This is a genomic window from Streptomyces sp. NBC_00829, from assembly GCF_045161795.1.
In the GTDB taxonomy this organism is placed as follows: Bacteria; Actinomycetota; Actinomycetes; order Streptomycetales; family Streptomycetaceae; genus Streptomyces.
In genome coordinates, this window is record NZ_CP108868.1 from 173761 (window position 1) to 199128 (window position 25368).

Here is a 25368-nt window from a genome sequence, read left to right on the forward strand (position 1 = left end):
AGACACCCACCAATTGTTGCGTAATCTGTTTTCAATATGTACCTTGGTCGCATCGAGCCGGACGTCCCGACTCTCCCCCTTCTTCGTCCGACCGCATCAGTGCGGTCGCACTCGCTTACGGCTGCACGGAAAGGCGCGTTTGTCATGTCCAGGAAGCTCCGCGACTTCACCTTCTCCGCCCCCATCGTTTCGGCGGACGATCCACACGCCAACACCATCGCCGCCGCTGTCGTGGCGATCGAGGCCCAGTGGGGCGAACGGGAGGGGTGGAACCGTCCCTCCCACCTCTTCACGCTGCGTCTGCTGCCGGGCGAGCGGGTGGAGACGGCCCTGTATCCCGAGGCCATCTGGACCCCCGACGGCGTCAACCCCGCCGACGCCTTGAGTGGGCTGAGCCGCTCGCTGCCCCCCGTCCCGGACATCCTCCTGCCCGCTGACGCGGCTCAGGCGCCCGTCTGCGCGGTCGGGTTCATGTTCGAAGGCTGGATGCGCGACACGACAGTCGCTCTGCCCCCAGAGGTGGAGCGACTTCGGAAGATGGGCATGCGGGTGAACCATCTGCTGCCCAACCGCCGGGAAGTCCGGATCGTGCACGCCGTCGATCTCAACCAGCGCACCTTCCACGTGAAGCGCCACCGGGGTGGAGAGGCGGACGTGCGGGTCGCCGGTTTGCCGGACCACGCGGCGGGGCCGGAAGGAACCATCTCCGTCGCTCTGGCCCGAATCATGCACGCCATGCGCAACGGCGAACAGGTTCTCCCTGGCCAGCCCGCCTGACCACCTCCCCGCCCCGGCCGACGGGCTGCGCCTCCCGACGGCCGGGCCCCATTCAAGGAGTGCCATGCATCAGTTCCCCATGCTGTTCCGCTTCATCGCCAGCGGCGCCACGCCCGAGAGCGCCTTTGCCACGTACGCCGCCAAAGACCGAGAACTCCCGGTCGACCCCTTCTCGCCCCGCGCGGACCTGACGACGGTGAACCGTGTGACCGCCGTACGCGAACGCGCCGCGCTGCACGCCGTCGCAGCGGGCTACTTCAACGCCTCCATCCTCCTCCCGTCGTCGCCCTCCGACGGAGAGCCTCTGAACGAGGACGACGCCGAATGGCTGGCGGACCGCCTGATCGAGGACGACGCCCCATGCGTCCGCTCCGGCGGCGCTGGAGCGCTGCTGCTCGATGCCGCCGGACCCGAGCCGAGCTGGCTCTTCATCGGCTGGAGCACCCGGGCCGAGTGACCCGGCCTCCGTGGCTCGGTGTTGTGGAGATCCACAGCACCGAGCCCTACCCGCGTTGCGGTCACTGCGAGTCGTCGTCAGCGCTCTCCAGCGCGGGGGGCTCCTGCCACGTCAAAGTGTCCAACGGCCGCGGCAGGCGCTGGGCCCGGCCGGGCACGGGCGTCATCACGGCGGATGCCTCGTCGCTGAACAGGACGACGGGCTCGCCCGACATGTGGGCGGGCACGGGTGCTGCCGTGCGTGATGTCTTCATGGTGGTCATCTGCTCCCCCTGATTCGTCCGAGCCATGCCCGGTTGAAAGCCGGCACAGGGGCCGGCTGCGAAAGCGTATCTGGATTCGAAACTGCGGCCCGAGGAGATTTCCCGGGCCGCTCCCGCAGGTCAGGCCTCTCTCGCTCCTGATCGGCAAGGCGGCTCGCCGCCCTGATGCGGACGCGCACGGTCACGCTCGCCGTTGCGCCTTCTCATGCAGTGCTGCCGCGCCCGTGGCCCGTGCCCTCATCGCCCGTCCGACGCCCTACAGGCAGCACTCCGGTACAGGGAGACCGGCAGCGGCCGACGCAGCTCGTACAGCCAACTTGGCCCGGCCAGCTGCGCACCGGAGGTCGACTCGGCGTTCTTGCCGAGGACGTGGGCCATCTCGTCCATGAGCAGAATGGAACGCTGGGGCGCCACAAAGACGACGTCCACGGCCGGTCCTCGCTCACGGACCGCGCGCGTCAGTCGTTGGAGCTCCTCGTGGCCGGGATAACGCGCTAGGAGCTCGCTCTCGTCCATGGACACGATCACACGACCTTCCATGGTGTCCGCGAACAGTCCGAACTGCTGCTTGGCGGCTGCTGGCCCAAGCTCACGGCATTCGACGGTGTGCAGGGCGCGCCTCAGCACGGCCGCCAGCTGGTCGGCGTCGGCGCCGGCCGGCAACAGCGCCTTTCCGCGCCCGATGGGACCTATGAACGGTGTGGCGTCTGGCAGTGGACCACTCATCGTGCGGTTCTCCTTCTTCCAGGGGTCGTTCGGGTCTCAGGCCTGCTGGTCGAGGTGCATCTCGTACCAGGCGGTCAGCTGGCCGGGGTCCTGCGGCATGGACCTGACCAGACGGAGAAGTCCTTCACGGACGGGGCGAACCTCCGCGCAGGCCAGGGCGGAAAGGTCGGTGGTGCGCAGGGCTGCGAAGCCGGCTACGTGGCGCTCTTCGACAGTGCGCGCGCCGGTGAGGCTGTCGGCTGCGGTGAGGTAGCGGGTGACGAACGGGTCGAGCGCTGCGCGGTGGGCGGCGAGGTGGCGGAGGTAGGTGGGGCTGTCGACCGCGGCGGTGTTGGCGGCTTCGCCGTGGTGGGGTGAGGGGAGCTCGAACCAGTCGCTGATGACAGCGGTGAGGGTGGCCGGGTGGTCGCGCGGGGTGTCGGAGTGAGGATCGGTGCGCCAGTGGCCGTCGGTTGCTCCCTGGGTGAGGCCGACGCGGTCGTGGAGGCGGCCGAGGACGCTGGCGAGGGTGAAGAACCCCAGGACGTGATCGGCTCCGGGATGACGGACCGGATCGTGGGCTCGACCGCGGCCGACACCGTACTGGGCAGCAGGAGGCGCTGCTTGCGGTGCTCGCGCTGGAAGGGCAGGCAGACCGCCGCCTCGATCGCGGCGTGTTCGGCCAGCAGGACGGCGGCGCTCTGCGAGGGGGCGGCCTCGCGTTCCCATTCCATGGTGTCGTTCTCGTCGGCGAGGTCGCTCAGGCCGAGTGCTTCCAGGCTGACGCGGTAGACGCCGGTGGTGCTGGCGGTCAGGGTCAGGGTGCCGTCGCGGTCGGGCAGCTGCTGCCTGTGCTGAAGCGTGCCGTCGGCCTCATTGGGGTTCCAGTCCAGACGCCTGGTGGGGCGGGTCGCGGCGGCGAGCGGCCAGTCGAGCAGGTGGACGAGTTCTTCCTGGCCGGCGTTGACGAGGTCGGTGCGCGAAGTGTCGGAGGATCGGCTGGAGAAGTGCCTGCCGAGGCGCTGGAGTGCGTCCTCGGGGAGGTCGGTGACTTTCTCGGCGCCGGGCGGGAGGCAGGGGTCGGTGCCGTGGACGGTGCCTTGGGGATACGTGCGGCAGCTGCCTGCCCAGCCACCGGAGGCGTAGACGCTGGCGTGGGCGGGGTCGGCGAGGACGTGGGTGGCGACGTCGAGAACGTGCTCGGCGGCCTGGACAAGGACGGGGGCGGTGCTCAGGCCGGTGAGGTGGCACAGGGCGCGGGCGGCGCGGTGGTCGGCGGCGCTGGAGGGGGCGTGGGCGGGTTCGATCTCGGTGAGGAGGTCGAGCACAGCAGTGCGCGGGTCCCTCGGGCCCGGGGCGGGTATCGGGCCGGCGGGCCACAGCGCCAGGGGCAGGGACCGAGAGGTCCACAACGGCAGGACGGTGGGGGTGGCCTCGCACGCCTCGATCAGGTGGAGGTCGCCCTGGTGGCGGGTGGTGAACAGGTGGACGTGACCGCTCCCGCGGGTGAGGGCGTCGACGAGCCGGATCCGGCGCAAGGTGGCGCAGAGGTGGTCGCAGGCGCCGGCGAGTTCGGCGTCCTCGGTGGCGGTGTGCTCGGCCTCGCCGGGGAGCTGGGGGATCCAGTGCGGCATGAGGCTGCTCTGGTCGGCGGTCCGGCGTCCGAGGGCAGCACGCCAGTCGCTCTCGCTGATTTCGGCGAGGAGCATCTTCGTTCCGGGCAAGGTCAGGATGATCCCGTCTCGCCGGCCGGCCCAGCGCAGTCCTGCGACGCCCGCCCCGCCCTGCCGGTAGGCGAGGGCGTCGATCCACCGGTCCAGCTGGGAGGGCGCGATCCTCACCACCAGTTCGTCGGTGCGGGGGGTGAGACTGCGGATGCCGAACGGGCCGCCGGTGAGTGTGGGGCGGTGGCGGCCGTAGGCGGCGATGGGCGCCTGGAAGACCCGTGCCTCGCCGCGGGCCTGTCCGGGCGTGGGCATCGGGATGAGGTGCTCGAGGTCCGTGAGCTCGGCTCGGGCGGTCTCCTCGGACTCACCCGTGGCCATCTGGCGCAGGGCGACCGGGGCAAGATCCGTATCGGTCGTGCGAAGGCCCCACTGCTGCCGGGGCGTGTACGGGGTCAGGATTTGGGTCACGAGCAACTCCCGCGTGAGATCCGCTGTCACCTGCTACAGGTGTGTGGGAGGTGCGCGGTGTGACAGCAGGAGCCGACGAGTTTTCTGCACCGGTGCCCGCTTACGCCCGGAGCGCTGGGTTCCCGAGGAATCCCACGGTGCTCAGCGTGTTATCAGCACGGCAAGGAGAACCAACAACGTGCCTGCTGTGAGCACCGCCCCCACCAGGGTGAACACCAGGTAGAACGACTTGGAATCCCAGCCTCGGATCTCGAAACGGCGGGGATTCTCCTCGTCGTAGAGGACCGTGGCGGAGTTGCCGATGCCGAAGCCGTGGAGAACTGTGCCGCGGCCGAACATGGAGGGGTACATGCACTCGCGCCCGTCCCGGGTCGTCCAGGCCACGACGGGGTGGTGGTACTTGGCTCCGTCGTCGTCACGCCTGGTGTCGTGACGCACGACTCGCCCGACCGCAGTGATTCCGGTGCGGCAAAGCGCGCTGGCGCGGCGGAGTCCATACACGCCAGCACAGAGGAAACTCACGCCGATCAGCAACGGTATGAGCGAGAGGAGCCATTCGCGTTCCATGTGGTGTCCGACGCGTGAGCGACGGCATTGGTTGCTGGGGCAGGTGTGCCCGCCTCTGCTGCCTCGCGGGAGCATGAGCATGGTCTTTGCCGCAGGTCAGAGGGGCTACAGCATACGCCTGCTGGACGTCCCGCGGTCCGTCGGCGCGATCTTGTGGACCCGTGGAGGTCTCTGGCGCGCCTGCCCCCGCCTCCGCTGCCGATGGCCTCCCTCAGCCGGTTCCGGCCGGCGACCGTCGTGCCGCGCATCGTCCTCCAACCCCGCATGCTCGAGCGCCGGGGCCGGGGGCCGGAGCGTCAGCGCACCGCGGGCGGGGACACGCCCGCGGTGCGGCGGAGCACACGTAAACGCTTTGTCGGAACGGCGCGTGTAAGGGGGCCGGGCTGTCAGTCCTTGATCTTGTATTCGCAGGGCTTGGACGACTTGCCGTCTTGATTGTCAGCGACCTGCTTGTCGTCGACCTTGATCGTGCACGGGGCTGGCTTGAGCATCCCGTCCGGGCCCTTGACCGAGCCGGGCACCACCGACACCGTGACGCCAACTTTCAGCTCGGCGCCCTCCAGTTGCATGGACTCGGTCTTCGTCCAGGGCAGCGTCACCTGCTCGAAGTGGTTGGTGTTTCCGATCCACATGACCTGGGCCGCACCTGTGCCGCCCACCTCGAAGACCACCTGATGCGGAACGCCCTTCTTCCCTGAGGACGAGCCCTTCGCCTCGCCGCTCGCCGAGGCGCTCGGTGAGGCCTCGCCCGGGCCGGCGTCCTTCTTCTCACTGCCGCACCCGGTCACCAGTGCGGCCGCCGCGAGCAGACTGAGGGCGAGGGTTGCTGTTTTGCGCATGTGCGTACTTCCCCGTTGCTGAACTGATCGGTGCTGATGCAATAGAAGACCGTAGATCATCGCGCCGCGCGGGAGGACACCGCCCGAGGGGCGTCGGGTAATCGCCGTACCGCACTGTTCCGTGTCAGGGCCCGCAGTTCGCAAGGACGCAGACGCCGGTGTTGCAGTCAGCGGTGGCCACTTGCTGATCGGTCACGGCGCCCGACATCGGCTCGTCGGCGAAGGCGGTGTCATCCCACTGCCCCTTTGGGCTCTGCTGGTCTCAGAGGGCGGGAGGGGCGAGAGTTCGATGTCCGTGGGCGTAGCTGAGCAGGTACAGCGCCGCCTGGAGGATGAGCGCGACGCGGTGCTTGGGCGGGGTGTCGATCAAGCCGTGGCACACGTTATTGCGCAGGTTCATGCCGCGGTCGGGGTCGACGAGGAGAAGCTCCAGGGCGCGGCTCCAGTCCGCGGGACAGCCGGCGGCTGGCATGCGGCGGATGAGTCCGCCCAGCTGGTCGACGGTGCCGGGGGTCTGCCCCTTGGCCACGGACACGATCGGGACTCGGGGACGCAGGAACTGTCGGAGGATCTGCTCGACCTGGGGCAGGGCGATGCACGCCGCCGCGTCGAACTCCCCCAGCCAGAAGTACCGGAAGGCGTAGGCGAGGGGCCGGGCGCGCGGCCCGGGCAAGACAGGGTCGTGGGCCAGGGCGGTGATCAGCTCGGCCTCGTCGGGTACGAAGCGCTCGTGGATGCGGTCGAGCTGATCGGCGGTGAGGTGCCCGAGGAAGTCCATCGCGAGAACTTGCAGTTCGACGGCATGGTTGTCGTCGGCGTCGACGGGTGGTGTGACCTGGACAGGTCCGGCGGTGTTGATAGCGGCTTACCGTTGACTTACGGCCTCGGGGGAAATTGAGATCTGGGTGTGCTGGCCTGGCGGTTCGGCTGGGGGGTGATCAGCAGGCAGCGTCGCGGACGAGGACGAGCTCGGTGCTCGCCTGTCGGCGGGTGGCCCGCTGGGCGGATCGGTCGGAGACGAGGCCGGCGATCGCGAGGTGGGTCTCGGCGTAGGTGTCGCGCCGTCCGGTGAACCGGCGCAGGGGCGCCCACTGGCGGAGCTCGGCGTTGGTGTGCTCGACGCAGATCCGGGCCGAGGACTGGCGGCGCCTGGCCTCCTGCCAGGCGTACTTGTCGCCGTCGCACGCCTCGTCCGCGGGCTTCTTCGGCGGTGCGCTGACCTGGTCGGGGAACTCCTTGGCCAGCCCCTGGTACCCGGAGTCGACCCGGGCCTTGACCATGGGACGGGTCCGGAACTGCTCGGCGATGCCCTCGGTGCGTAGGGCGGTCTGATCGTGCATGCGGCCCGGCCGGACCGCGCCGGACAGCAGCATGCGGCCCTGGCCGTCGCTGAACGTGGTGGTCTTGATGGTGTTCTGCCTGCGCTTGCCGGAGACGAACGCCCGGCGGCCCGGGCGTCCCGCCTGAGGGCGGCGGACCTGGGTCTCGGCCCCGTCCATCCGCAGCTCGACGCCCTCGGCCTCGGCATAGGCGAAGACGTCCTCCAGGGTCTTCAGCCGCAGTCCCGCCCGGTCGGGTACGGCGAACCCGCGGGCCGCGAGGAGCGGACGGACCTCACGGATGGCCTCGGAGACGGTGGAGCGGTCCACGGCGAAGAGTTCGGCGAGGACCGCGTGCGGCAACTGGTGGCGCAGATGGACCAGGGTGACCAGCAACCGTTCGAAGAAGACCAGCTTCGGCTTGCGCCCAGCCCCTTCCGCCCGCCGGCGCGGGCCACCCCGTGCCGCACGCAACGCGGACTGGCGGGCCGCTTCCCACGGCCTGGCGAGTTCGGCGAACAACTCGCCGAAATGTGCGCGGGAGACACCGGACAGGGCAGGATGGGAACAGACCGCACGGGCCCAGGTCAGCTTCACAACTCACCCAACCCGTGCGGTCCTTCTCATGTCACGGCCCGACCGGGGCGATCACAGTTCCGGGCACTGGGGCTTCGCCCCGAGACGGGCACGGTCCCGGGCGGGGCCCTCACCGGCTCGGACACTGCCGCTTGGGGCGCCCCCGACGAGCACCGCATCCGCATCTGGCGCCGCCGGTACGTGGATGCCCACACCCAGAGCCTCGACTTCGCCCTGATGAAGGCGAAGGCGTACCGCCGGGACGCTGAACGACTGGCGCCCTACGGCCACCCGGACGGTCTGGAAACGGCCGTCGCCTTGCAGCTGCGACAGGAAGCCGACCGAGCGCGCTCCGCCCGCCTCTTCCAGATCGGCGACTCCCTCGCCCAGATGGCACTACGCCGCGTGGTGCGGCGGGCGGACAAGGCCACGACCCCGTTCGATCCTGCCCACCTCCCCGCCTCGCGCGGGATGCTGTTCCTCGACACCCCCCTGGACCTTCCCAACGGCCGACGCATCGTCGGCTACGTATGGGGCCCCTGGTCGCCCCGGACGGAAGAGGGCTGGTTCCTTCTCCGGCCCGACCAGTACCTGGAGCCGGTGGAGCCCCCGCACGATGACGTCCCCTGGACATGGGTCACTCCGCTGACGTGTGACGAGTCGCTGCTGAAGCTGCCGTTCTCGCCGTACGACACCCTGATGGCGCGCCCCGGCGAGGCCCTGGAACCGGAGGCCCGGCTGCGCGACCCGGACAACCCCGAGCGGTACCGCAGCGGCTCGACGCGCCAAGGCTGCCAGGAGCTGATGACGCGCCACGTGCGCGCCCTGTGGGAGCTGCTGACCCAGCACAAGCGGACCACGGTGCGGGTCCTCTCCCACCAGGTCCACCAGCTCAAGCCCAGCAAGCGCGAGGCCGAACGGCGGCGGGGCATCCACGACTCCGGCCAGGTCGAGAACTGGTGGGTCGACCCGGACGCGGGCGAGCGCTACCAGGAGCAGCGGCCCAGCCAGCCCCGCGAGGGCGGATCCGGCCACACGCTGACGGTCCGCTACTGGAGGGGCGAGCACGAGCGCCAGCAGTGCCCGAATCCCCACCGGCACGCCGCCCTGGAGACGGCCAAGGAAGGTAGCTGCCCGCACTACGAGATCACCATCCCCGAGCACCCCGTGGGGCCCGCCGACGCGCCGTGGTCCGACCGGCTGCGCCGCGCCCGGGTCCGCCCCTCGGCGAAGTCCCAGCGCACCGCAGACGCGTAGTCGTCCATCTTCTGGCCGGGCAGGCCCTGCCTGCCCGGCCAGAGCACCCCGTGGCCCATTCACAAAGCCGAACTCCCGATCGTCTTCAACCGAGGAGAGCCATGTCCGAAGACCTCCGCCCCCGTACGCACCAGCACCGCCGCTGCCAGCCGCTGCACACCGTCTACGGCCTGGTCGCGCTGCTCGCCGGCTGCGGCGTCCTCCTGGAGCAGCCCGTCATGTGGCTGTTCGTCGTGCCCCTCGCTGTCCTTGTCGTCGAAACGCGCCGGCTCGCCCGGAACCGGGCCTGCGCCGCCCTGCGCAGGCGGGACGAGCGCAAAGCCGCCCCGGCTCACGCCCGCTGGGCATGGGGTGCTGCCGCGGCCGGTCTGGACGCCGCCCTGGTGACCGGAGCCTTCGCCGTCTGCACCGTGTTGCTGCTCGGCCATGGTGACGCACTCGTCCTGCGCGGACGGGCAGCGGACTACCTGGCCCTTGGCGCAGGGGCGGCGTTCGCCGGCGCGCATGCCCTTACGCACCGCATGTCCGCCCGAGCCCCGAAGGCGCCGCAGCCCGAGGTGTGACAACTCCCCCTGTCGCACCGTGCCGGGCGATCACCCGGCACGCCCTTCCCCTCAAGTCTTGGGAGAGACCGTCATGTTGCACTTCGACCCCGCCACCACGAGCGGCTCGGCCGTCGCGTCCCTGTTCCGCGTGTGGTGCTCCCTGCGTGAGACCGGTCCCGGGCACCGGCCGGAGGCTGCGGAGCTGGCCGGCGCCGTGGAGGAGATGTTCGCCGGCCTCGGCCTGGACCCGGACGGCCCCCCTGCGCAGGTCGAGCCGCCCGGCACGGGAGAGGTGTTCACGGTCTTCGGTCTGCGGTACGACCGAGCCGACGCGCTGCTGGTCGCCGGTGTCATTCCGGGCGAGCACGCCGCTGCCGCTGTCGAACTGGACGGCGACGAGACCGACTTCACCCGGTGGATCGACACCTTCCGCGCCGAGTCCGGGGACGCGGCCGCCAAGGCCGCGCGAGCACAGGTCGAGGGCGGGGACTGAGACACCCACACCCGCTGTGTTGTGTATTCGCGTTCTAATGTGTAATGTGATTGCACGTCGGGTCCGGCGTCCACCGGCGCCCCAGACCTGGACCACTCCCCTCCCTTCCTCCAGCTCAGGAGACGACTGTGCCTACCCCTGTCGTGACCCGCACCCCCGACCGCCGCGTACCCACCGAACGCGGACTTCGGACCCGCCAGAACCTGATGGAGGCGACGCTCGAACTCCTCGCCACCCGGTCCTACCGCGACATCAAGGTGCTGGACATCGCCCGGGCGGTGGGCACGTCGCCCGCGACGTTCTACCAGTACTTCCCCGACGTCGAGGGCGTCGTCCTCGAAGCGTCCCGGTTCCTGGTCGCGGAGACGAACGCGGCGCTCGACGCCTTCGAGGACGGTTCCTGGTCCTCGGACGGACTGCCCGGCGCCGCCCGGCTCGTCGACGCAGTACTCGACGGCTGGAGCGATCACCTCCCGGTCATGCGCGTGCTGACCGCCGTCGCCGCCGAGCGGGACCCCCGCTTCGTCAAGGCGTACTTCGCGGCCACCCGGCCCGTCGTCCGTGCCCTGACGGCGGCCACCACCCAGACGACCACGCCCGACGACGAGGGCAAGGAACTGGTCCACGCCCTCGTTTCCGGCCTGACCGCCGCCGCCGGACACGAGAACGCCGGAAGCGTCCAGGGGCTGACCAAGCGCCAGCGTCGCCGGGGGCTCGCCCGCCTCGTCCACGCCGCCGTAACCACGGCCGACGCCTAGAACTCACGCTCCGCCACCAGCCGCAATCCCAGGGAGCCCACCTTGATCCAGCCAGCCTCTCTCGCCCTCGGCTTCGGCCTCGGCGTCCTCAGCGTCCTGATCCGCGCCCTTGCTCTGCGCATCCGGCCGCGCCGCACCCCCCTCCCCCTCTCGGTCGCCTCGCCGAGCCCCGAACTCGTCACCGCCATGTCTGCGGCCGTCGCCGAGCGGTACCCGAACCTCGGAGGGTTCGACTACGCCACCGTCAGCGTCTTCGAGCGCAACGCACCGGAGAACTCGGTGTACCTCACCCCCGCGCGCGGCCCCCACCGGGGCGCCATACGACTGGACCCGAGCGATTCAAACAGCCCCGGTGGCTGGGCCGCCCGGCTGCTGGCCGAGATGGACCTGCCTCACGTCGGCGTCCTGGTCATCCCGCTCGGCCCGCGCTGACACGGCTCTCGCCGCCCCGGACTCGCTCCGGGGCGGCGAACGACCGGCCCCCATGACCGTCAGCCACCGCAGGCCGCCCCCTCCCATCCCCTGATCCCCGACCCGTCAGCGAGGAACCGTGACCATCCCGTCCCGCCAGATGTTCAAGTACGGAAACTGGGTGTTCGACATCGACCGGGCCATGCGCCTCCTGGAGGAGCACCCCCGGCCCACCGAGCAGACCTCCGTAGCCGACTGGTCGGCCGCCTACCACCTGAGCCTGCTCAGGCCGGACTACGACGGCCCCTCCTGGTGCCCGATCTTCGGCCCGGACCAGTCCCACTTCAGCGCCGAGCACGCCATGCGCACCGACCTCGAACAGCCGGTGATCATCGCCACCCTGGAGTTCGACAGCGGCCCGGCTCGCCTGCTGATCGACGGAGTGCACCGCATGTACCGGGCGATGACCGAAGGCCGCCCGACCCTCCCCGCGCACGTCCTGACCCTCGCCGAGACCGCGACGATCCGCGAGCACTGACACCGCCCACCGCCTCAGGAGCCCCCATGACCTCCATCGGCACCGCCCGTCACTTCCAGCCCCACGGCACGCCCGGCCACGTATGCCGCGACCACAACCGGGCAGTTCTGGCCCCGGCCGTCGCCGTCGAAGCCCTCCGCAAGGGCCTCGGCCCCGACCTGACCGACGCCCAGCTCGACGAATGCGCGGAGATCGCCGAGCGCAACCCGCTGTCCGACACCTCCCGCGCCGCCGTCCGTGCCGCGCTGGAGCCCGCCCTGTCCGTGCGCAACTCCCCGGCGACCGTGCACCATCGGCTGCTCAACCTCTCGCCCGGACACCCGCTGCGCGTCCGCGTCGGCGACACCGAGTACTTCCTGGTCCCCATCCCCATCACGCTGTAGCCCGCAGCCCGCACAAACTGCGGGTGGCCCGAATCAGACACCCCTCACCAACGCGTCCGGCCCCGGCCGGACGCGTTTTGGCATGATCCCCCTCGACCGAGATCCGGTACCTGACACAGGGGGAACCATGTCCGTGCGCCTGCGCCACACCCTTCCGACCGTGCTCGTGGCCGGGGCACTGCTGATCTCCGGCTGCGCCGGCTCCGACAGCGATCCCAAGGCCGACGGCAAGCCGACGAACAGCGCCCCAGCGGCCCGGCCTTCGTCCTCCACGGTGCTGCCGCACGGCATCGTGAAGCCGGGAACCGCGCTGCCGGTCGGCGACGGAGCATGGACGGTGACGCTGCAGGGCTTCGAGCGGCTGCCGGCCGGAACCGTGCCCGGCGTGCCGGCCGGCTCGAGCGCGTACACGGCGCGGCTGACCGTGGCCAACCAGCGGGCGCAGGTCGCGACCGCGCCGCGGACCGCCGTCACCGCCCGGTATGGAGCTCTCGGGCGCACGGCTGCCGAAGCCGCCGGCAGCAGCACGTCCTCCTCCAAGGACGAACCGCAGCAGGTCCGCCCCAACGGGTCCGTCGACCGGGACCTGAAGCTGGTGCTCCCCGATCAGGCCCAGGGCCTGCCGGTCACCGTGACCGTGGAAGCGACCGAGGAGGGCCTGGCCGAGCCGGAGCTGCTCTTCTTCGAAGGCGCCCTTCCGGGCACCGCCGCCTCGCCGGACACCCAGGCGCCGCAGGGCGCGCCGGCCGGGCCGTCGGTCACGCCGCTTGGGCAGTGGAGCGGCCAGGTGCGCGTGGGCAAGGTGACGGTGAGCGGCGAGGGCGCCTCGCATACCGGGAGCCTGGAGCTCAGCGTGGTCAACCGATCCGCCGACCCGATGCCGGGCCTGGGCACCACCCTGCGGATCCTGACCGGCCAGGACCTGCACCTGGCCGCCACCGTCCGCCCGGTGTACGGGTACCGCGACGCCGCGATCGCCCCGTATCGCACCGCCACCCAGACCGTGTCCTTCCGTGTTCCGGAGTCCGCCGTCGGCGGTCTCGTGACCGTCGAGGCCGTAGGCGTGGACGGCTCCCGTGTGGCCTTCGAGGGCCGGCTCGGCTGAACCCAGCGAAAAGTGCGGGTGGAGTGTCACACGGGCGCCTGTCTCAACACCTGTAGCAGGTGACGGTGCTCCTTCCGACACGAACAGGAACCCCACATGGCCAACCCGCCTCCTCGCCGCCGGCATCGCGCTCGCCGGCCCACTCGCCGCTCCGCCCTCGAACGCCGCGGCCCCGCCCCCGCGCAAGGTACCGCCGCAGGGGGCGCACCCGTTCTCGCCCAGCTGGATGGTCTGCCGGTGCGGGCCCAGAGCTCCCTCGCCGACTACAGCCGCGAGGCGTTCGGGCCGGCCTGGAGCGACGAGGGCACCGTCGAGCTGTCGCACAATCAGTACCCCATCCGTCAGGACCTCTTGGCCCGGGACCTGGACGACGTCGTGCGGGCCGCGGACGGCTGCACCGTCGTCTCCGGCGTGCTGCATAACCGTTACACCGCCGCCCTGCCGGAAGGCCTGCTGCCGCGCGCCTCGCTGGATGAGGCGCGGCTGGAGCTGGCGGAGCTGGGCCAGGGGCTGCGCCATGCCCGGGATGTCCTGGGCGGCGCGGCCGACGGCGATGCGGACCATGTGGAGAAGGGGGAGGGACATGCGCGGTGAACACGAGCAGGACCGGCCGGTCCGGTGGCGGGTGGCCCACCCGGAGGCCTACGCGGAGATGAAGCGCACCTGGGGGGTGATCGGGCACAGCAGCGTCCTCATGGTGCTCAGCCTGAGCCTGATCGGAACGTCGCTGACCATCGGATACCTGCACATGGCCGGCTGGTTGCAGAGCGCGGTGCGTCTGGGCACGAGTCTGGCCGCGGTCTGCTGCGGCTCGGTCGCGCTGTGGCGGCTGATCCCCGCCCTGTGGAGAGCCCTTCGGGCGGTTATCCGAACCCGACGGCGCCGATGGGACAGCGAATCCACGTGGACGACGTCCGTTGAGGAGACGGGGCGCACGGCCGGTTCGGACGCGTACGGCGCTGGCGGGCCCACAACACCGGATGCCTCGGCCGAACAGCCAGCACCACCCCATCCCCCCTTGTCGAGGTGAATCCTCCGAGGTGCCGTTGACGACTGTTCTTGAGTTAGCTCAGGAAGAGTTCACAAGATCCCGTCCGATCTGATTGATCGGGCGGGATCTTGGTGTTTCCGGGGTGTGTTCGAGGAGTGGTCCGAACGCGATCGGTGCCGGACGCGGTTGCCTGGCGGTCGTCGGCCTGATCTTTCGGGGTGGTTCGGGTGCGTGAGTCGTTTCTGGGCTGTAAGCGGGCGCGGTGATCCCGGCCTGTGCTGCTGGGGGCTCAGATGCTTTCGTGGATCTCCGACCCTGTGGGCGGCGGCAGCCCGGCCGCGTCGGGGGGCGTGGATGGCGATCCGGCGAGCGCGGCGACTCCGTGGGCGGTCCCGGTCGCTGGTGCTCGGGTGGTCTGTTGCCAGCTGAAGAGGATGTGCAGGTTGATGCTGCAGATCATCAGCGCGAGCAGGATGCTCTGCGCGACCCGTCCGTGGGCGAGCCGCTTCGTGGGGTCGGAGATGTCGATGCCGTGGCTCTTGGCCCTGCCGTTGAGGCCTTCGATGTTCGCTCGTTCGGGACGGTAGGCGTCCTGCCAGGTGGGGTGGAGGTAGTGCCGGTCCTGGCGGAACTTGCCGAGCTTGCCGAGGGCGCCGGGGCGGACGGTGATAGTGGGCTTCTGGCAGATCCGCGGCAGCTCGCCCTGGGGCAGGGGCCGCAACCGTTCACCTTGAGGGATCGGGACGGTGGGTTTGGCCGCACTGTGTGCGGCGGTGGCCCGCTTGTCGGTGAGGTCGACCACGGCCGGCCGTGGTGCCGGGACTCGGTGGACCTGATTGAAGCGGGGACACACCACGGCAGGCGATGGCCCGCTGGCCGGGCACTGGAGCCTGATCGCGCCCTGCTCGTCGGCGGACTCCTTGAGCTTGAGGAAGTACGGTTCCCGTCCCGTGATCCGCTCGCTGAGCTCGGTGCCGTCAGCGAGGTCGCGTACGGCTTTGTTGTTGAGCCCAGTGGTCGCGTGCGCCAGCGCGTGCGGCATGGCCGGGCAGGCGAGGGATCCGTCGACGAGAAGGGCGCCTTGGTGGGTGCCCTGGACACCCCGGTGTTGCTGTTTGTAGTCGAGAACCAGTTGGTAGCCCAGGCTGCGGACCGGCTGGGCGAAGTGCTCGGTGATCTGGTCTGTGTAGGCCCGGTCGGCGGCCAGCAGCCCTTTCGGGAAGCCGAATGGGGCAAGCTGGGCCAGGGAGTGGACCGCGTTCGGGCCGATGCGCTTGCCCGGGGTATCCAGGACGAGGCCGAGCGCCAGTTGCGGGTGGCGGCTGACGCGTTCACCGGCCTGCGGATGACCAGCGCGATGTCGTCGACTGGCAGCGACCAGAAGACTGGCGGAGTGTCCGAAGATTCCTTCCTCAGCGCCCCCGCAGTAGTGCCAGCCGGCGGTGAGCTCGATAGATGCGAGGCTCCGCCGTTCGCGGGGCGGCTGGTGCCAGGCAGGAACCGGAGTGGTGTCGGCGCCGATATCGCCCTGCCAGCCCTTGAGCAGGCCCCGGCGGTGGGCAGCACGGACGGTGACCAGCACCAGACGGTCACTGATCTCCTGCAACAGCTCTCGCCGACGCTTGCGCTCGGCGTCCGCATCTTCCCAGGCGGCAGCGACAGCTCTGGCCTCTTCGGCCGGCAGGCAGCTGCGCCGGTCGCAGCGGTAAGGGTCGAGGACTGTGGTCAGCCGGTCGAAGGAGCGGTAGATGCGACGGGAGAACGCGATCCTGGCGTGGTCATCGGCGCGACTGCCCTCAGGAACGCCGAGCCAGGAGCGCGCGGGGGCCCGCAGCTCATCGAGGAGTACCCGGCAGACAACCGCGAGGCTGGCGCTCTGGTGATAGTGCAGCGCCAGCAGCAATCCCACCAGCACGGTCCGCACCGGGAGCCCTTTTGGGCCTGGCCGATTTCCCAGCTCGGTATCGATCAGATGGAGGACTCCGGACTCGCGCAGGAGTGCGTCGAGTTGTCCGACCTTGGAGTCCGGGATCTCCATCGGTGCGTCGGTGACCGGTCGAGGCCGGCACTGCTTGATCTTCTCCGGGCTTCGCCAGGCCCGGGGTTTGGTCACCTCGCCTCCGTGCCTCGCAAGAGCCGGGCCGCAGTCAGCTCGTCCACGGGTGGGACCAGGTGCTGCCAGCGGGCCAGAGACGCGGCGGAAGCGAGCCCGGCCGCCTAGGCGATCAGCTGGTGATCGATATGCGCGCGCATCAGCTCGACGATCCACGTCGCCCGCAGCCGGCCGACCGACACCGCGGGCAGTTCCTGCGGCGGCCGGTGGATCAGGGACCAGGAGCCGATCAGGTTTTTCGCGTACTCGACAGTCCGCCTCGGCCGGAACAGGTAGCCGCCGCCCGCCGTTTCTGCCAGCTCCCCCAGAACCGTGTCCCAGGCTGCCCTGGCGACAAGCGGGACCAGCCGGTCGACGCCCCGGTGCAGCAGCGGTCCGCCCCGGCTCGGACGGCACAGATCGAGACCTCGGCTGGCCGCGACCTCCTTCGGCATCAGACCCAGACCGGCACCCAGCCCCAGCAACGCGAGCGCGTCGGTCCGCTGCTGACGGGGCAGATGAGTGGCCCAGTGTCGGAGCCCCGCCAACTCGGCCGCGCAGTAGGGCTGGTGCGGGTTGACGTCCGCATGCATCCGCGCCGGGGGCGCCTCCCCGCGCTCACTCCAGGCGAGTGCGTCACGTACGCGCAGCAGCCACGTCCGGTACGTTCGTACCGACGACCCCTCGATTTCCCCTACTCGCGAGAGCACGAACGCGTCGATCACCTCATTGCGCAACCATGCGTCTGCGGATCGTTCGAGCCCCGCCGCCTCGGCCCACAACGCCAGCCTGCCGACCACATGCAGCAACCGCTCCACGTCATAAGGAACAGCCGTCACAGCTGCGGCAACGATCGACCGCACCAGCGGAGCGACCTCGGCCCAGACAGGTGGAGCGCTCTTGGGCCGATAGCGAGTGATCTTCACGGACGTAACGGGATCAAGGACCACGGTCCATACATACCGGCTAGACAAGCAGCCATTCCACAGCTGATCAACTTCAACGGACAGGATGGTGCGCGCATGGTCGGCGGACGCGCCCGCGCACGCTCCCCCCGGGAGCTGACCGACGATCCGAAAGCCTGGCCCGAACAGCCGAGCGCCGACGTGGCCGCCGAAGCGGTCCGCCTCATCGCACGTACCCTCGCCCTGGTCCTGAACGACCAGGGCCTGAGCCTGCGCGCGACCGCCGCCGGCTCTGGAGTGAACAGGCAGGCCATTGCCGACCTCGTCGCGGGACGGTCCTGGCCGGACGTGGCCACAGTCGCCCGCCTCGCACACTTCACCGGCACCACCCTGTGGCCGGACAGCACCCACATCGATCGCAAAAGAACGCATTGAGCCTCGATCCACGCCCAAAGACGCCAAACAGCGACCGGGCATGACGAAGTTCGTGGCTCCGCGCATCGAGAGGAGACTGCCTCAACTACCCTCGAAAACGCGGGAGCCACCTGTCAGACGGCGCTCACGCACCCGGCACCGCCGAGTCGATGGGTAATCCCTCGGCGGTGCCACCCTCTCCTACCGCGCGCTCGCGGCCCCGGTTCACCCCCGAGGATCCCCCTGCCGTGGTTTGCCGGCATCGACCGGAGAGATCGTGAACCAGGCCGTTGGACCTTCAGTCACGCGGCCTCCTTCACCAGACGCTTCAGCCGGGACCTGGTCGTCTCCACCCGCCGGCCCTTCGACATGGCCGAGACGTCCTCGCCGATCGCCGACGCAATGTCCTGCACCTTCATCGCCCGACCCGCCCCCGCCAGCAGCACCAACATCCGCTCTCGCGCCACTTCCCACTCCAACGGACCGGCCGAGGCGGGCCCACCGGAAGGTACTTCCGCATCGGCAGGTTGAGGATCGGGAGCAAGGTCATTCGGCATCGGCTCGGCTGCGGGCCTCTCCGGCGCCTGTTGCGTAGCGTCATCCTGGTTGACGCAATCCTCGCCACCCAAGGAGAGCAGCGTCTCCCGCGTGATCGTCAGGTGAGCCAACCGCTCCTCGGCCACCGCGACCTTCTCGCGCAGCGCGGCCAACTCGCCACGAACAACCCCCTCTTCCTGATCCAGACGCTCGAACAGTGGCGTCATCCCGGCCCCGCCTTCGCTTGCCGATCCCAGAGCTCGATGGCACTCCGAGCCCCAGCCAAACGTAGGGGCGGCCGTAGCAAGATCGCAGAAGTGACCGCAGATGCCCCCAATCGACCGCCCTCGATCGCCTTGCGCCCGCACCCCTCCAACAGACGCCAACATCCGTTCGCACCGTAGGGTCAGAGCATGCCGACCGAAGACAGCCCACGCCTCACGGCCAAGCACTGGCAGGACTGCACGGACGTGTACGACTTCCTGGATCAGATCCGGCTCCGGCCCGGCATGTGGCTGCCCAGCGGCTCACTTAACGATCTGCAGGCCATGCTCACCGGCTACCGGGTAGCACTCGGCGTGCACAGCATTAACGAACCGTGGGCTTTCTGGCCCGAAGACGACTTCAGCCGCTGGCTCGGTGAGTACCACGGCATCGCCAGCTCCCTCACCTGGGCAGCCGACATCGAACGCAACACCCCCGAGGGCTCGACTCCCGTCGAGGAGTTCTTCCTCCTCCTCGACGCCTACCGCAGCGACGCCTCACGTGCTGTGGGGCAGGCCGCCACGACGCCTCGGCTCCCCGGCATCGAGTACGTGAGCAACACCTTCGTCACCCTCTTCTGGCGCCGACGGCTCCTTACTCAAGCCGTGCTGCGGATGGAAGAGCTTGGTTTCCGCGTCGTCCGCCTCGCAGCAGGCGAGTGGACCACGGAACTGGACATGCACCGCGCGTTCGCCACCGCGCTGCACTTTCCCGACTACTACGGCCACAATCTGGATGCGCTCAACGACTGCCTCGGCGACGTGGCCTGCTACGGAGGCTACGACGACTCACCCGAAGGCACCGGACTCGTCCTGTCCCTCACCGACTACGATCGCTTCGCCGCCGCTTGCCCCAGAGCAGCCCAGACCGTCCTGGACATCATCGCCGACCGGGCCCGCCACGCGGCCGTACTCCAGCGACGCTTCTTCAGCCTGGTCCACAGCAACGACGCCAACATCAAGTTCGAACCTGTCGGTGCCATGCCCGTCATGTGGAACAGCGACGAATGGGCAGACAGCAATCGAGGTTGAGTGCATGGCATCCGAGGGAGACGATCACTGCCAACGCGACGGTCAGGCGGTGGCCGTGGATCACCAAGCGGCGGTGACGCACCCTTCCTCCCAGTGCCACCATCCCTCGCCCTCGCCGTGTTCCAAGAGCTTCCGAATCCGTGGAAGATCCGCATCGGGCGGGACATCGAGAGCCACCATCCTGAATTGCTCGATCCCCTCGCCGGTGGTGCCGAGGCGATGAAAGGTCTTCTGCACGGTCTGACGGGCGGCAGCTGAACCACCGTCCTTGAGCACGATCAACCTGATCGTGCAGTGCTCCGAGGCCCGGACCGTCTCCCCGGCCCAGCGAACACCTTCCTCGTCGGGTTCCACACGGATGATGTCCCCGCTGGCGACTCCGCGTACGAACCAGGGCGTGTTGTCCAACCGCACCGAGCCGTCGCCGAGATCAACTGCCCACAAGCTCTCGACGCTTGCCGGCGGCCAGCCCTCCTCATCCACATCCATGCGGAAATGAACCTTCACGTGGTCTCCGCTGATGCTCGTCACCGCACCATCATCCACGCTGTCGCAGCAGAGCTGGAGGCCATCCCCACCAGCGCCTTTCGTTCCCGCCGCAGAATGCGAAAACCGGACGTTCGACCGGCTCCACGGCCGCTCACTCGAACCGGCTGAGATGCTGAAGGCCCTCCACGAATGCCCGGAAGTCGGCCGCGAGCGGCAGTTCTGCGCCGGAGTCGGTGTCGAACCAGGTCACCGACGGTTCCCCCAACGCGCCGTAGGCCCGGTAGTCGAGACCGATCCAGTAGTGACCGTCACCGGACAGCAGCACGACTGGAGACGGCAGTCCCCACTCCTCCACCAGGTACGGCGTGTCCAACAGCGACAAGCCGTGCCCGCCGGTGCCGATCCCCATCAACTCGGTGAACGGGATGTGGTCCTCGCTCCACGAGGTTGGCTGATGGGTCGGAAAGGCATCCCGGTCGGCCGTGACACCGCCGCCATTTTGCACACGCAGAAGGTCGAGCAGCGATTCGGGGAGTCGCAGCCCGAGGACGTGCTCCGCGTCGGCGACGGTCGCCTGGGTCAAGGCGGGCTGAACACCGTAGGTGTGTCCGCTCCAGAAGGACGCCTTGATTTCATCGAACTTCATCGGCACCTCCGCTCGGGCCGTCGCGGCGAACCAACTGATCAAGCTCTTCAGCGGAGTCGGCGGCGAGGCGGTAGATGCCCTGGAGGCTCACCGAGCGGATCAGCCGCCCATCCTCGACGTACTTGAGCAGGCGCTCGCCACGACGAGATGTGAACGTCAGCCGCTCCAGAAGGTCCCCGGGGACGACCGTGTCGAAGGTGAGCGGGGCACCTGGCGGTCCGACAAGCACTTCAGTGACACATCCAGCCTTGAGCGGGCGCCAGTCCAGCAACTTCACGTAGTCATCATCGGGAAGCACCGAGCCGATGTTCTCGTAGGGAACGATGTGAGTTACCTCCAACATCCCCAGCACATGGAGGCGGGTGCGGTGCACACGCATTGGGTAGATGCGGTCGCCAGGCTGCACCCCCGCGCGCTGGAAGCTCGGCAGCGACTGGTGCGGGCCGCCGAACAGCATCGTCAGTCGCTGACCGGCATAGCCGGACCGCTCAAGCTCTCGGCACAAGTCGTTGGTCCACAACGTCGTATATGAGTTCGACACGCCAGCACGGTAGCCGTGCCCTCTGACAGGCACCGTGCCGGGAGCCGATGTCAGTACGTGGTGGCATGCTCGCGGCCATGAACAAGGAGCATTTCTGGATGTTGATCGAGAAAGCCCGTGAACACGTACCTGACACCAGGGACGGTTCCAATATCGCCGACTGTGCCTCCGCTTTGCTTGCTCGTCGCTCAGTCCAAGAGATCACCGCGGCACAGCAGACCCTGTGGGATCTCATGGCCGACTCCTACCAGAACCGGCTGTGGGCTGCCGCCTATGTCGTCAACGGCGGCTGCTCGGACGACGGCTTCGACTACTTCCGAGGCTGGCTGATCGCACAAGGACGTACGACATTCGAGCGCGTCCTTGCAGCCCCCGACGCACTTGCCGAACTCTCCCACGTCCGCACTGCCGCGGTTGAGGGCACCGACCTCGACTGCGAAGACATGCTGAGCATCGTCTGGAACGCACACCAGAAGGCCACGGGCCAGGAGCTCCCCGCCGATGCCTTCACCATCCGGTACCCGGACCTGGACCCTGCCTGGGACTTCAATTTTGACGACCGTGAAGAGATGGCTCGCAGGCTCCCCGCCTTGACCGCGCTGTATTCGTACTGACAGCAGTCGGCAACATCCCGTGATGCCCATAGAGCCCAGCCTGAACTGCCCCACCGCAACCGCTACTCGAGTCCTATCCGGAAGGCCATCATGAGCTGGGACGTGATCCTCCTTCGACTGCCCGACGACGTCACCTCGGTGCAGGAGATCCCCGCCAACTACACCCCGGACCCGCTCGGCCGGCGACACGACGTTCTCGCGGCTGTCACCCAGGCCGTTCCCGATGTTGATCTCTCGGACCCCGCGTGGGGCGAACTTTCCGGCCCCACGTGGTCCATCGAGCTGAACATCGGCTCAGAAGACCCGGTGGACTCCGTCATGCTCCACATCCGGGGCTCCGGCGACGACGTGCTGACGCCCGTCCTCCGTCTCGCCGAGGCTCTGCGGTGCAAGGCGCTCGACTGCGCCGAAGGGGACCTGATCACTCTGGGGCAGACGTCGGGCTGGCACGCTTTCCAGCAGTTCCGCGATCGAGTGGTGGGACCCTCCCAGTGATACTTCCTGGTCACAGCGCCAGCATCCGCCCCATGCACCCTGAAACCCGATTGGGCCTTGAAAGCATGCTTCCGCCCGGTCGGATGGTCACGTCCGATGAGGGCGACGGAGATGTACAACCCCTCTGGCTCAGTGACGGGCCGGCCACGGCCGAGCTGTGGACGCGGATGCACGCCGAACACGCGCGCTTCGGCCTGTGGCCGCTGCTGCTCGACTCGTTGGATCCGAGCGACAGCGAATTCCGCCCATGGGGATCCGGGGAGGTCTTCCCCGAGCAGATGTCCTCCCCGGCAAGCCACGACCCTGCCGACCTCCTCGCCCAGTGGTGGACGACTTACACAGCCGTCGACGAAGACGACGACATGCTCGACGCCGACAGGCGCCTCGCCGTCACGGCTCCCTTCGGGCAGACCTGGCCCGGTCTCGCGTCCAGTCGGGAGACGACAACGAACCCCGACCAACTGGCCGCCGAGTTCGCCCAGGCGTTCCTCGCTGACCGCCCCCAGACGCGCCTGGGGCTTGTCGCCGCGGCATCCGGTGCCGAGGCGCTGACGGCCGCGGGCTGGGCCGGCCCCTGCAACTACGACAATGACACCGCGAAGTTCTCAGCGGTCGTCCGAGATTGGGAGCACCGGTTCGGTGCTCGTGTCGTAGCGGTCGGCTTCTCCACGCTGCACCTCAGCGTCGCCTCGCCTCCCGTGGACGAGCACGAGGCTCTCCTGGTCGCGGCCGAGCACTTCACCTTCTGCCCGGACAACATCTGGCAGGGCCGTAGGCCGTACACACTGGCCGCATACGCCCAGCGGATCACCGGTGCCCACCACTGGGACTTCTGGTGGGACTGATCCGCTACCCGGAAGACGTTCGACTGGGAAGTGGCCTTCAGAGTGCGGTGCTGGGTTGTCAGGCGACGGACAGTCTGTGCCACCAGTGACTGCAGCCGCCGGAGCAGAAGCGCTCGCGGCGCCGTCCGTCGGCGATCGCGAGCACCGCGATCAGCAGCCGGAACGCCTTGCGGCGTTCGTCGAGAGGCGAGAGACCGGCGATCCTTCCCAATTGCTCGTCGATCCGGCCTCGTGAGATCAGCACTGCGGGTGTATGCGTTGGGCGCAGCCCGGCACGGCGGATACTCTCTGGTGCGTCCTCGGTGACTGCGCGCGCCTGGACGCAGTGATGGCGCAGGAACAGCAGCACCTCGGACTGCTCTTCCTGGCCGAGGCCGTCGAACCATTCGATGCCCTCTGACATCGGGCGCAGCCCCTGCGCGAGCTTGTTGAGCAGGACATCGCGTTCGTTCACGACTGCCTCCCGTGGGACAGACGCCGCTCCGCAGCGGTGATCAGGATTCCGAGCAGCACCGCCAGATCGGCCGCGCCTTCTGCGTCGTCGGCCCAGCGGGTGGTCTGCAGTGGGTGAACCTGGTCGAGGAGGACGCCTTCGCGGGCCAGGACGAAGGCCAACGCCAGCATGGCCGCGCGGGCGTTGCCGTCCTCGAACGGATGGAAGAAGAGGATGTCGAGGTAGGTCCGGGCAGCGCGTGACGGGAGGGGCAGATCAGGTTGAGAGCGATCGGACAGACAGCGCTCGAACAGCGCCTGCGTATCGGGTGCAAGACCGTAGCGCTCCCGTCCGCCCTTCGCGAAGGCCGGCATCGTGCGGAAACCGACCAGGTCGTGGCCCAGCACAGCCCGCTGCCACTTCGCCATGAGGGCGAAGGTCAGCGGCCTGCCCTGCTCAGCGTCGGCGAAGGCCACCTCAAGGGCGTTCAGGACCCGCGCGGTTCCCTTGCTGTCACGTCCGCCTCGCGTTGCCATGAAGAAATTCCGGAAGGCGTCGCGGGCCGGCGCTTCCGAGACGAGGCGTGCGCCGCGCCAGGACGGCCAGGAGATCTCCGGCCGGATGAGCAGCCAGTCGGCAAGGCTGTCCTTCGGTTGGCCGGGCCCGGAAGTCATCTGATGCCACCCACGCCTCTGGCGAACCGCGAACTCACTGCGTCGACCACCGGAACGTCAGGTGTGATCCAACTGCCGAACCGGCCGCCGACCGCGTTCTTGACGATCTCCTCGGCCTGGCCCTCGTCGATGCCGTTGTAGGCGAGAAACCATCGGAGGACTTGCATGCAATGCCCGTACCAGCCGCTCTCGGCCTGGGTGCGGTCAGCCACCACGGTGACCAGGCGCGTGCACGCCCGCTCCCAGTACCAGAGGTCCGCCGAAGACACCGGCGTGCTATCCGGTGGAGCCAGGGCCGCGAACCGCTCCGCCAGCTCCTCCAGCCAACCACGCCATTCCTGAAGAGCCTCGACGACCAGCGGGGCAGTCGCATCCGGGGTTGTCACGGAGTCGGATGAACAGCACCACACCTCGACGACGCCTCCGTCGACGTCACCCTCGCCGACAGACCAGTTCCATCCGCAGGCCCATCGGCCGTACCGGCCCGCCAGGAACTCGGTGACGGGATCCAGCGAACGCCAGCGATCCTCGCGAGCGACGTCAGCGTTGGGCAGCAAGGGCGCGACAAGGCTCGCCAACTTCTCCGCCGTATCGTCGTCCATCTCGAACGGATGCTGAGCCGGATTCACATCTGCCCACGTCAGGGTATGTGCCCACAGTTCACTCACCGTCCCACTCTGCCTTGCGTGGCCGCCCCGACTCCACTCCATATCGAGTGGCCGCCCCATCAGCGGGAAACGATCTTCGGCTAACTGGGAAGCGATCTTCAACCGCCTCTGTCCCGTCTGGTCAGGCGTACTCGTGAACACCCCCGTTGAAGCGCTCGCGCGTGCATGAAGACGGAGAGCCGGCCTTGGGGGCAGGCGATCCATCTGCCCTGCAGGGGAATCACTCAGCTGCGGGCGTCGTCGGCAGCTGCGGGTGGTGCCAGCGGTCAGGGCGTTGCGGTGGATTCCCTTCGGCCGAGAACGACGTACAGCTCCCGAGGCAAAGCCCCATTCGCATGTCACCGATTGCCTCACCGAATCGCCGCCGGGCTGTGAACCCCACTCCGCACCCCGCGGATTCCCTCCGATCAGGGCACACACCGGTGCAGCGGGGGAAACCGTGTTTCCCCTCGGTAGCGGATTCCAGCGGAGTGGCGATGATGGACACCCCACAACGGACGATGGCCAAGACGCCACCGCCCAAGCCCAACGGGGGACTTATGAATCTGGGCGCTCGTAACAGCCCGGCTGATACGCATACACCACATCGCCGGTCACTCAGC

General features: G+C 68.9%; 33 protein-coding genes. 17 read left to right on the plus strand and 16 right to left on the minus strand.

Annotation, left to right across the window (positions count from 1 at the left end; genetic code table 11):
- Window positions 1-144 precede the first annotated feature (144 nt).
- Complete coding sequence (locus OG293_RS40425) at window positions 145-777, plus strand: hypothetical protein (RefSeq protein WP_331752153.1); 633 nt, start codon at window positions 145-147, stop codon at window positions 775-777.
- A 64-nt stretch (window positions 778-841) separates the two neighbouring features.
- The gene (locus OG293_RS40430) at window positions 842-1234 is read left to right on the plus strand and encodes a hypothetical protein (protein WP_406003899.1); all 393 of its coding nucleotides are present in this window, start codon (window positions 842-844) and stop codon (window positions 1232-1234) included.
- Between the two features lie 61 nt (window positions 1235-1295).
- Here OG293_RS40430 and OG293_RS40435 read toward each other — a convergent pair whose 3' ends face one another.
- From OG293_RS40435 to OG293_RS40465, 7 genes are all read right to left on the minus strand, one after another.
- Entirely contained in the window at window positions 1296-1496 is a 201-nt protein-coding gene (locus OG293_RS40435; RefSeq protein WP_331752157.1) for a hypothetical protein, read from the minus strand.
- Between the two features lie 237 nt (window positions 1497-1733).
- Window positions 1734-2222 carry a hypothetical protein gene (locus OG293_RS40440; RefSeq protein ID WP_331752159.1) on the minus strand — a complete coding sequence of 163 codons (489 nt, stop codon included), beginning with the start codon at window positions 2220-2222 and terminating at the stop codon, window positions 1734-1736.
- Between the two features lie 194 nt (window positions 2223-2416).
- Window positions 2417-4336 (minus strand): hypothetical protein, encoded by a 1920-nt coding sequence (locus tag OG293_RS40445; RefSeq protein ID WP_331752161.1) that lies wholly within the window; start codon window positions 4334-4336, stop codon window positions 2417-2419.
- A gap of 141 nt (window positions 4337-4477) precedes the next feature.
- Entirely contained in the window at window positions 4478-4984 is a 507-nt protein-coding gene (locus OG293_RS40450) for a DUF3592 domain-containing protein (RefSeq protein WP_406003900.1), read from the minus strand.
- A 305-nt stretch (window positions 4985-5289) separates the two neighbouring features.
- Window positions 5290-5742 carry a hypothetical protein gene (locus OG293_RS40455; protein WP_331752165.1) on the minus strand — a complete coding sequence of 151 codons (453 nt, stop codon included), beginning with the start codon at window positions 5740-5742 and terminating at the stop codon, window positions 5290-5292.
- A gap of 262 nt (window positions 5743-6004) precedes the next feature.
- Complete coding sequence (locus tag OG293_RS40460; RefSeq protein ID WP_331752167.1) at window positions 6005-6520, minus strand: DUF4209 domain-containing protein; 516 nt, start codon at window positions 6518-6520, stop codon at window positions 6005-6007.
- A 160-nt stretch (window positions 6521-6680) separates the two neighbouring features.
- Entirely contained in the window at window positions 6681-7658 is a 978-nt protein-coding gene (locus tag OG293_RS40465; RefSeq protein ID WP_331752170.1) for a transposase family protein, read from the minus strand.
- 180 nt (window positions 7659-7838) lie between these two features.
- Here OG293_RS40465 and OG293_RS40470 point away from each other — a divergent pair, with 180 nt between their 5' ends.
- From OG293_RS40470 to OG293_RS40515, 10 genes are all read left to right on the plus strand, one after another.
- Window positions 7839-8894 carry a hypothetical protein gene (locus tag OG293_RS40470; protein ID WP_331752172.1) on the plus strand — a complete coding sequence of 352 codons (1056 nt, stop codon included), beginning with the start codon at window positions 7839-7841 and terminating at the stop codon, window positions 8892-8894.
- A 101-nt stretch (window positions 8895-8995) separates the two neighbouring features.
- Window positions 8996-9457, plus strand: a complete 462-nt coding sequence (locus OG293_RS40475) for a hypothetical protein (RefSeq protein WP_331752174.1) — start codon at window positions 8996-8998, stop codon at window positions 9455-9457.
- A gap of 73 nt (window positions 9458-9530) precedes the next feature.
- A complete protein-coding gene (locus tag OG293_RS40480) occupies window positions 9531-9932 on the plus strand; it encodes a hypothetical protein (RefSeq protein ID WP_406003901.1) in 402 nt (133 codons plus the stop codon).
- A gap of 128 nt (window positions 9933-10060) precedes the next feature.
- Window positions 10061-10690: a TetR/AcrR family transcriptional regulator gene (locus OG293_RS40485; protein ID WP_331752178.1), complete on the plus strand. Its 630-nt coding sequence runs from the start codon at window positions 10061-10063 to the stop codon at window positions 10688-10690.
- A gap of 42 nt (window positions 10691-10732) precedes the next feature.
- A complete protein-coding gene (locus OG293_RS40490) occupies window positions 10733-11122 on the plus strand; it encodes a hypothetical protein (protein WP_331752180.1) in 390 nt (129 codons plus the stop codon).
- A 118-nt stretch (window positions 11123-11240) separates the two neighbouring features.
- Complete coding sequence (locus tag OG293_RS40495; RefSeq protein WP_212728692.1) at window positions 11241-11639, plus strand: hypothetical protein; 399 nt, start codon at window positions 11241-11243, stop codon at window positions 11637-11639.
- Window positions 11640-11665: 26 nt separating this feature from the next.
- Window positions 11666-12022, plus strand: coding sequence for a hypothetical protein (locus OG293_RS40500; protein WP_331752183.1), 357 nt, complete (start codon window positions 11666-11668; stop codon window positions 12020-12022).
- Between the two features lie 127 nt (window positions 12023-12149).
- Window positions 12150-13127, plus strand: a complete 978-nt coding sequence (locus tag OG293_RS40505; protein ID WP_331752185.1) for a hypothetical protein — start codon at window positions 12150-12152, stop codon at window positions 13125-13127.
- Window positions 13128-13364: 237 nt separating this feature from the next.
- On the plus strand, window positions 13365-13721 hold the full coding sequence (locus OG293_RS40510; RefSeq protein ID WP_406003902.1) for a hypothetical protein: 357 nt from the start codon (window positions 13365-13367) through the stop codon (window positions 13719-13721).
- The gene (locus OG293_RS40515) at window positions 13711-14157 is read left to right on the plus strand and encodes a hypothetical protein (RefSeq protein WP_331752189.1); all 447 of its coding nucleotides are present in this window, start codon (window positions 13711-13713) and stop codon (window positions 14155-14157) included. The genes OG293_RS40510 and OG293_RS40515 overlap by 11 nt, the downstream gene beginning before the upstream one ends.
- A gap of 250 nt (window positions 14158-14407) precedes the next feature.
- Here the strand turns inward: OG293_RS40515 and OG293_RS40520 are convergent, their stop codons facing one another.
- Together OG293_RS40520 and OG293_RS40525 are read right to left on the minus strand one after the other, a co-directional pair.
- On the minus strand, window positions 14408-16231 hold the full coding sequence (locus tag OG293_RS40520) for a hypothetical protein (protein ID WP_331752191.1): 1824 nt from the start codon (window positions 16229-16231) through the stop codon (window positions 14408-14410).
- A 104-nt stretch (window positions 16232-16335) separates the two neighbouring features.
- Window positions 16336-17136 carry a hypothetical protein gene (locus OG293_RS40525; RefSeq protein WP_331752193.1) on the minus strand — a complete coding sequence of 267 codons (801 nt, stop codon included), beginning with the start codon at window positions 17134-17136 and terminating at the stop codon, window positions 16336-16338.
- Window positions 17137-17232: 96 nt separating this feature from the next.
- Here OG293_RS40525 and OG293_RS40530 point away from each other — a divergent pair, with 96 nt between their 5' ends.
- Window positions 17233-17550 (plus strand): helix-turn-helix transcriptional regulator, encoded by a 318-nt coding sequence (locus tag OG293_RS40530; protein WP_331752195.1) that lies wholly within the window; start codon window positions 17233-17235, stop codon window positions 17548-17550.
- Window positions 17551-17831: 281 nt separating this feature from the next.
- Here OG293_RS40530 and OG293_RS40535 read toward each other — a convergent pair whose 3' ends face one another.
- Window positions 17832-18293, minus strand: coding sequence for a hypothetical protein (locus OG293_RS40535; RefSeq protein ID WP_406003903.1), 462 nt, complete (start codon window positions 18291-18293; stop codon window positions 17832-17834).
- A 186-nt stretch (window positions 18294-18479) separates the two neighbouring features.
- Here OG293_RS40535 and OG293_RS40540 point away from each other — a divergent pair, with 186 nt between their 5' ends.
- A complete protein-coding gene (locus OG293_RS40540) occupies window positions 18480-19361 on the plus strand; it encodes a barstar family protein (protein ID WP_331752199.1) in 882 nt (293 codons plus the stop codon).
- 60 nt (window positions 19362-19421) lie between these two features.
- Here OG293_RS40540 and OG293_RS40545 read toward each other — a convergent pair whose 3' ends face one another.
- The 3 genes from OG293_RS40545 to OG293_RS40555 form a co-directional block, all read right to left on the minus strand.
- Entirely contained in the window at window positions 19422-19892 is a 471-nt protein-coding gene (locus OG293_RS40545) for a DUF4265 domain-containing protein (RefSeq protein WP_331752201.1), read from the minus strand.
- A gap of 109 nt (window positions 19893-20001) precedes the next feature.
- Window positions 20002-20496, minus strand: coding sequence for an SMI1/KNR4 family protein (locus tag OG293_RS40550; RefSeq protein ID WP_331752550.1), 495 nt, complete (start codon window positions 20494-20496; stop codon window positions 20002-20004).
- The gene (locus OG293_RS40555; RefSeq protein ID WP_406003904.1) at window positions 20483-21037 is read right to left on the minus strand and encodes a hypothetical protein; all 555 of its coding nucleotides are present in this window, start codon (window positions 21035-21037) and stop codon (window positions 20483-20485) included. Before OG293_RS40555 ends, OG293_RS40550 begins: the two co-directional genes overlap by 14 nt.
- Before the next feature lie 77 nt (window positions 21038-21114).
- Between OG293_RS40555 and OG293_RS40560 the strand changes: the two genes are divergently transcribed.
- The 3 genes from OG293_RS40560 (at window position 21115) to OG293_RS40570 (ending at window position 22991) form a co-directional block, all read left to right on the plus strand.
- On the plus strand, window positions 21115-21651 hold the full coding sequence (locus OG293_RS40560) for a DUF4240 domain-containing protein (RefSeq protein ID WP_331752551.1): 537 nt from the start codon (window positions 21115-21117) through the stop codon (window positions 21649-21651).
- Between the two features lie 90 nt (window positions 21652-21741).
- A complete protein-coding gene (locus OG293_RS40565) occupies window positions 21742-22146 on the plus strand; it encodes a hypothetical protein (RefSeq protein WP_331752205.1) in 405 nt (134 codons plus the stop codon).
- Window positions 22147-22229: 83 nt separating this feature from the next.
- Window positions 22230-22991, plus strand: a complete 762-nt coding sequence (locus OG293_RS40570; protein ID WP_331752207.1) for a DUF4253 domain-containing protein — start codon at window positions 22230-22232, stop codon at window positions 22989-22991.
- Between the two features lie 58 nt (window positions 22992-23049).
- Here the strand turns inward: OG293_RS40570 and OG293_RS40575 are convergent, their stop codons facing one another.
- Genes OG293_RS40575 through OG293_RS40585 form a run of 3 tightly spaced genes read right to left on the minus strand, consistent with a single transcriptional unit; the run spans window position 23050 to window position 24868 of the window.
- Complete coding sequence (locus OG293_RS40575; RefSeq protein ID WP_331752209.1) at window positions 23050-23445, minus strand: DUF5958 family protein; 396 nt, start codon at window positions 23443-23445, stop codon at window positions 23050-23052.
- Window positions 23442-24098: a Fic family protein gene (locus tag OG293_RS40580; RefSeq protein ID WP_331752211.1), complete on the minus strand. Its 657-nt coding sequence runs from the start codon at window positions 24096-24098 to the stop codon at window positions 23442-23444. Before OG293_RS40580 ends, OG293_RS40575 begins: the two co-directional genes overlap by 4 nt.
- Window positions 24095-24868 (minus strand): hypothetical protein, encoded by a 774-nt coding sequence (locus tag OG293_RS40585; RefSeq protein ID WP_406003905.1) that lies wholly within the window; start codon window positions 24866-24868, stop codon window positions 24095-24097. Before OG293_RS40585 ends, OG293_RS40580 begins: the two co-directional genes overlap by 4 nt.
- Window positions 24869-25368: the final 500 nt, after the last annotated feature.

Excerpts from the sequence above, each read along its gene's own strand:
- OG293_RS40515 (WP_331752189.1), top strand. The coding sequence starts at position 13,711 with ATGCGCGGTGAACACGAGCAGGACCGGCCGGTCCGGTGGCGGGTGGCC.
- OG293_RS40505 (WP_331752185.1), top strand. The coding sequence starts at position 12,150 with ATGTCCGTGCGCCTGCGCCACACCCTTCCGACCGTGCTCGTGGCCGGG.
- OG293_RS40425 (WP_331752153.1), top strand. The coding sequence starts at position 145 with ATGTCCAGGAAGCTCCGCGACTTCACCTTCTCCGCCCCCATCGTTTCG.
- OG293_RS40530 (WP_331752195.1), top strand. The coding sequence starts at position 17,233 with ATGGTCGGCGGACGCGCCCGCGCACGCTCCCCCCGGGAGCTGACCGAC.
- OG293_RS40540 (WP_331752199.1), top strand. The coding sequence starts at position 18,480 with ATGCCGACCGAAGACAGCCCACGCCTCACGGCCAAGCACTGGCAGGAC.
- OG293_RS40480 (WP_406003901.1), top strand. The coding sequence starts at position 9,531 with ATGTTGCACTTCGACCCCGCCACCACGAGCGGCTCGGCCGTCGCGTCC.
- OG293_RS40560 (WP_331752551.1), top strand. The coding sequence starts at position 21,115 with ATGAACAAGGAGCATTTCTGGATGTTGATCGAGAAAGCCCGTGAACAC.
- OG293_RS40535 (WP_406003903.1), bottom strand. The coding sequence starts at position 18,293 with ATGACGCCACTGTTCGAGCGTCTGGATCAGGAAGAGGGGGTTGTTCGT.
- OG293_RS40475 (WP_331752174.1), top strand. The coding sequence starts at position 8,996 with ATGTCCGAAGACCTCCGCCCCCGTACGCACCAGCACCGCCGCTGCCAG.
- OG293_RS40550 (WP_331752550.1), bottom strand. The coding sequence starts at position 20,496 with ATGAAGTTCGATGAAATCAAGGCGTCCTTCTGGAGCGGACACACCTAC.
- OG293_RS40430 (WP_406003899.1), top strand. The coding sequence starts at position 842 with ATGCATCAGTTCCCCATGCTGTTCCGCTTCATCGCCAGCGGCGCCACG.
- OG293_RS40455 (WP_331752165.1), bottom strand. The coding sequence starts at position 5,742 with ATGCGCAAAACAGCAACCCTCGCCCTCAGTCTGCTCGCGGCGGCCGCA.
- OG293_RS40435 (WP_331752157.1), bottom strand. The coding sequence starts at position 1,496 with ATGACCACCATGAAGACATCACGCACGGCAGCACCCGTGCCCGCCCAC.
- OG293_RS40450 (WP_406003900.1), bottom strand. The coding sequence starts at position 4,984 with ATGCTCATGCTCCCGCGAGGCAGCAGAGGCGGGCACACCTGCCCCAGC.
- OG293_RS40570 (WP_331752207.1), top strand. The coding sequence starts at position 22,230 with ATGGTCACGTCCGATGAGGGCGACGGAGATGTACAACCCCTCTGGCTC.
- OG293_RS40580 (WP_331752211.1), bottom strand. The coding sequence starts at position 24,098 with ATGACTTCCGGGCCCGGCCAACCGAAGGACAGCCTTGCCGACTGGCTG.
- OG293_RS40500 (WP_331752183.1), top strand. The coding sequence starts at position 11,666 with ATGACCTCCATCGGCACCGCCCGTCACTTCCAGCCCCACGGCACGCCC.
- OG293_RS40565 (WP_331752205.1), top strand. The coding sequence starts at position 21,742 with ATGAGCTGGGACGTGATCCTCCTTCGACTGCCCGACGACGTCACCTCG.
- OG293_RS40440 (WP_331752159.1), bottom strand. The coding sequence starts at position 2,222 with ATGAGTGGTCCACTGCCAGACGCCACACCGTTCATAGGTCCCATCGGG.
- OG293_RS40460 (WP_331752167.1), bottom strand. The coding sequence starts at position 6,520 with ATGGACTTCCTCGGGCACCTCACCGCCGATCAGCTCGACCGCATCCAC.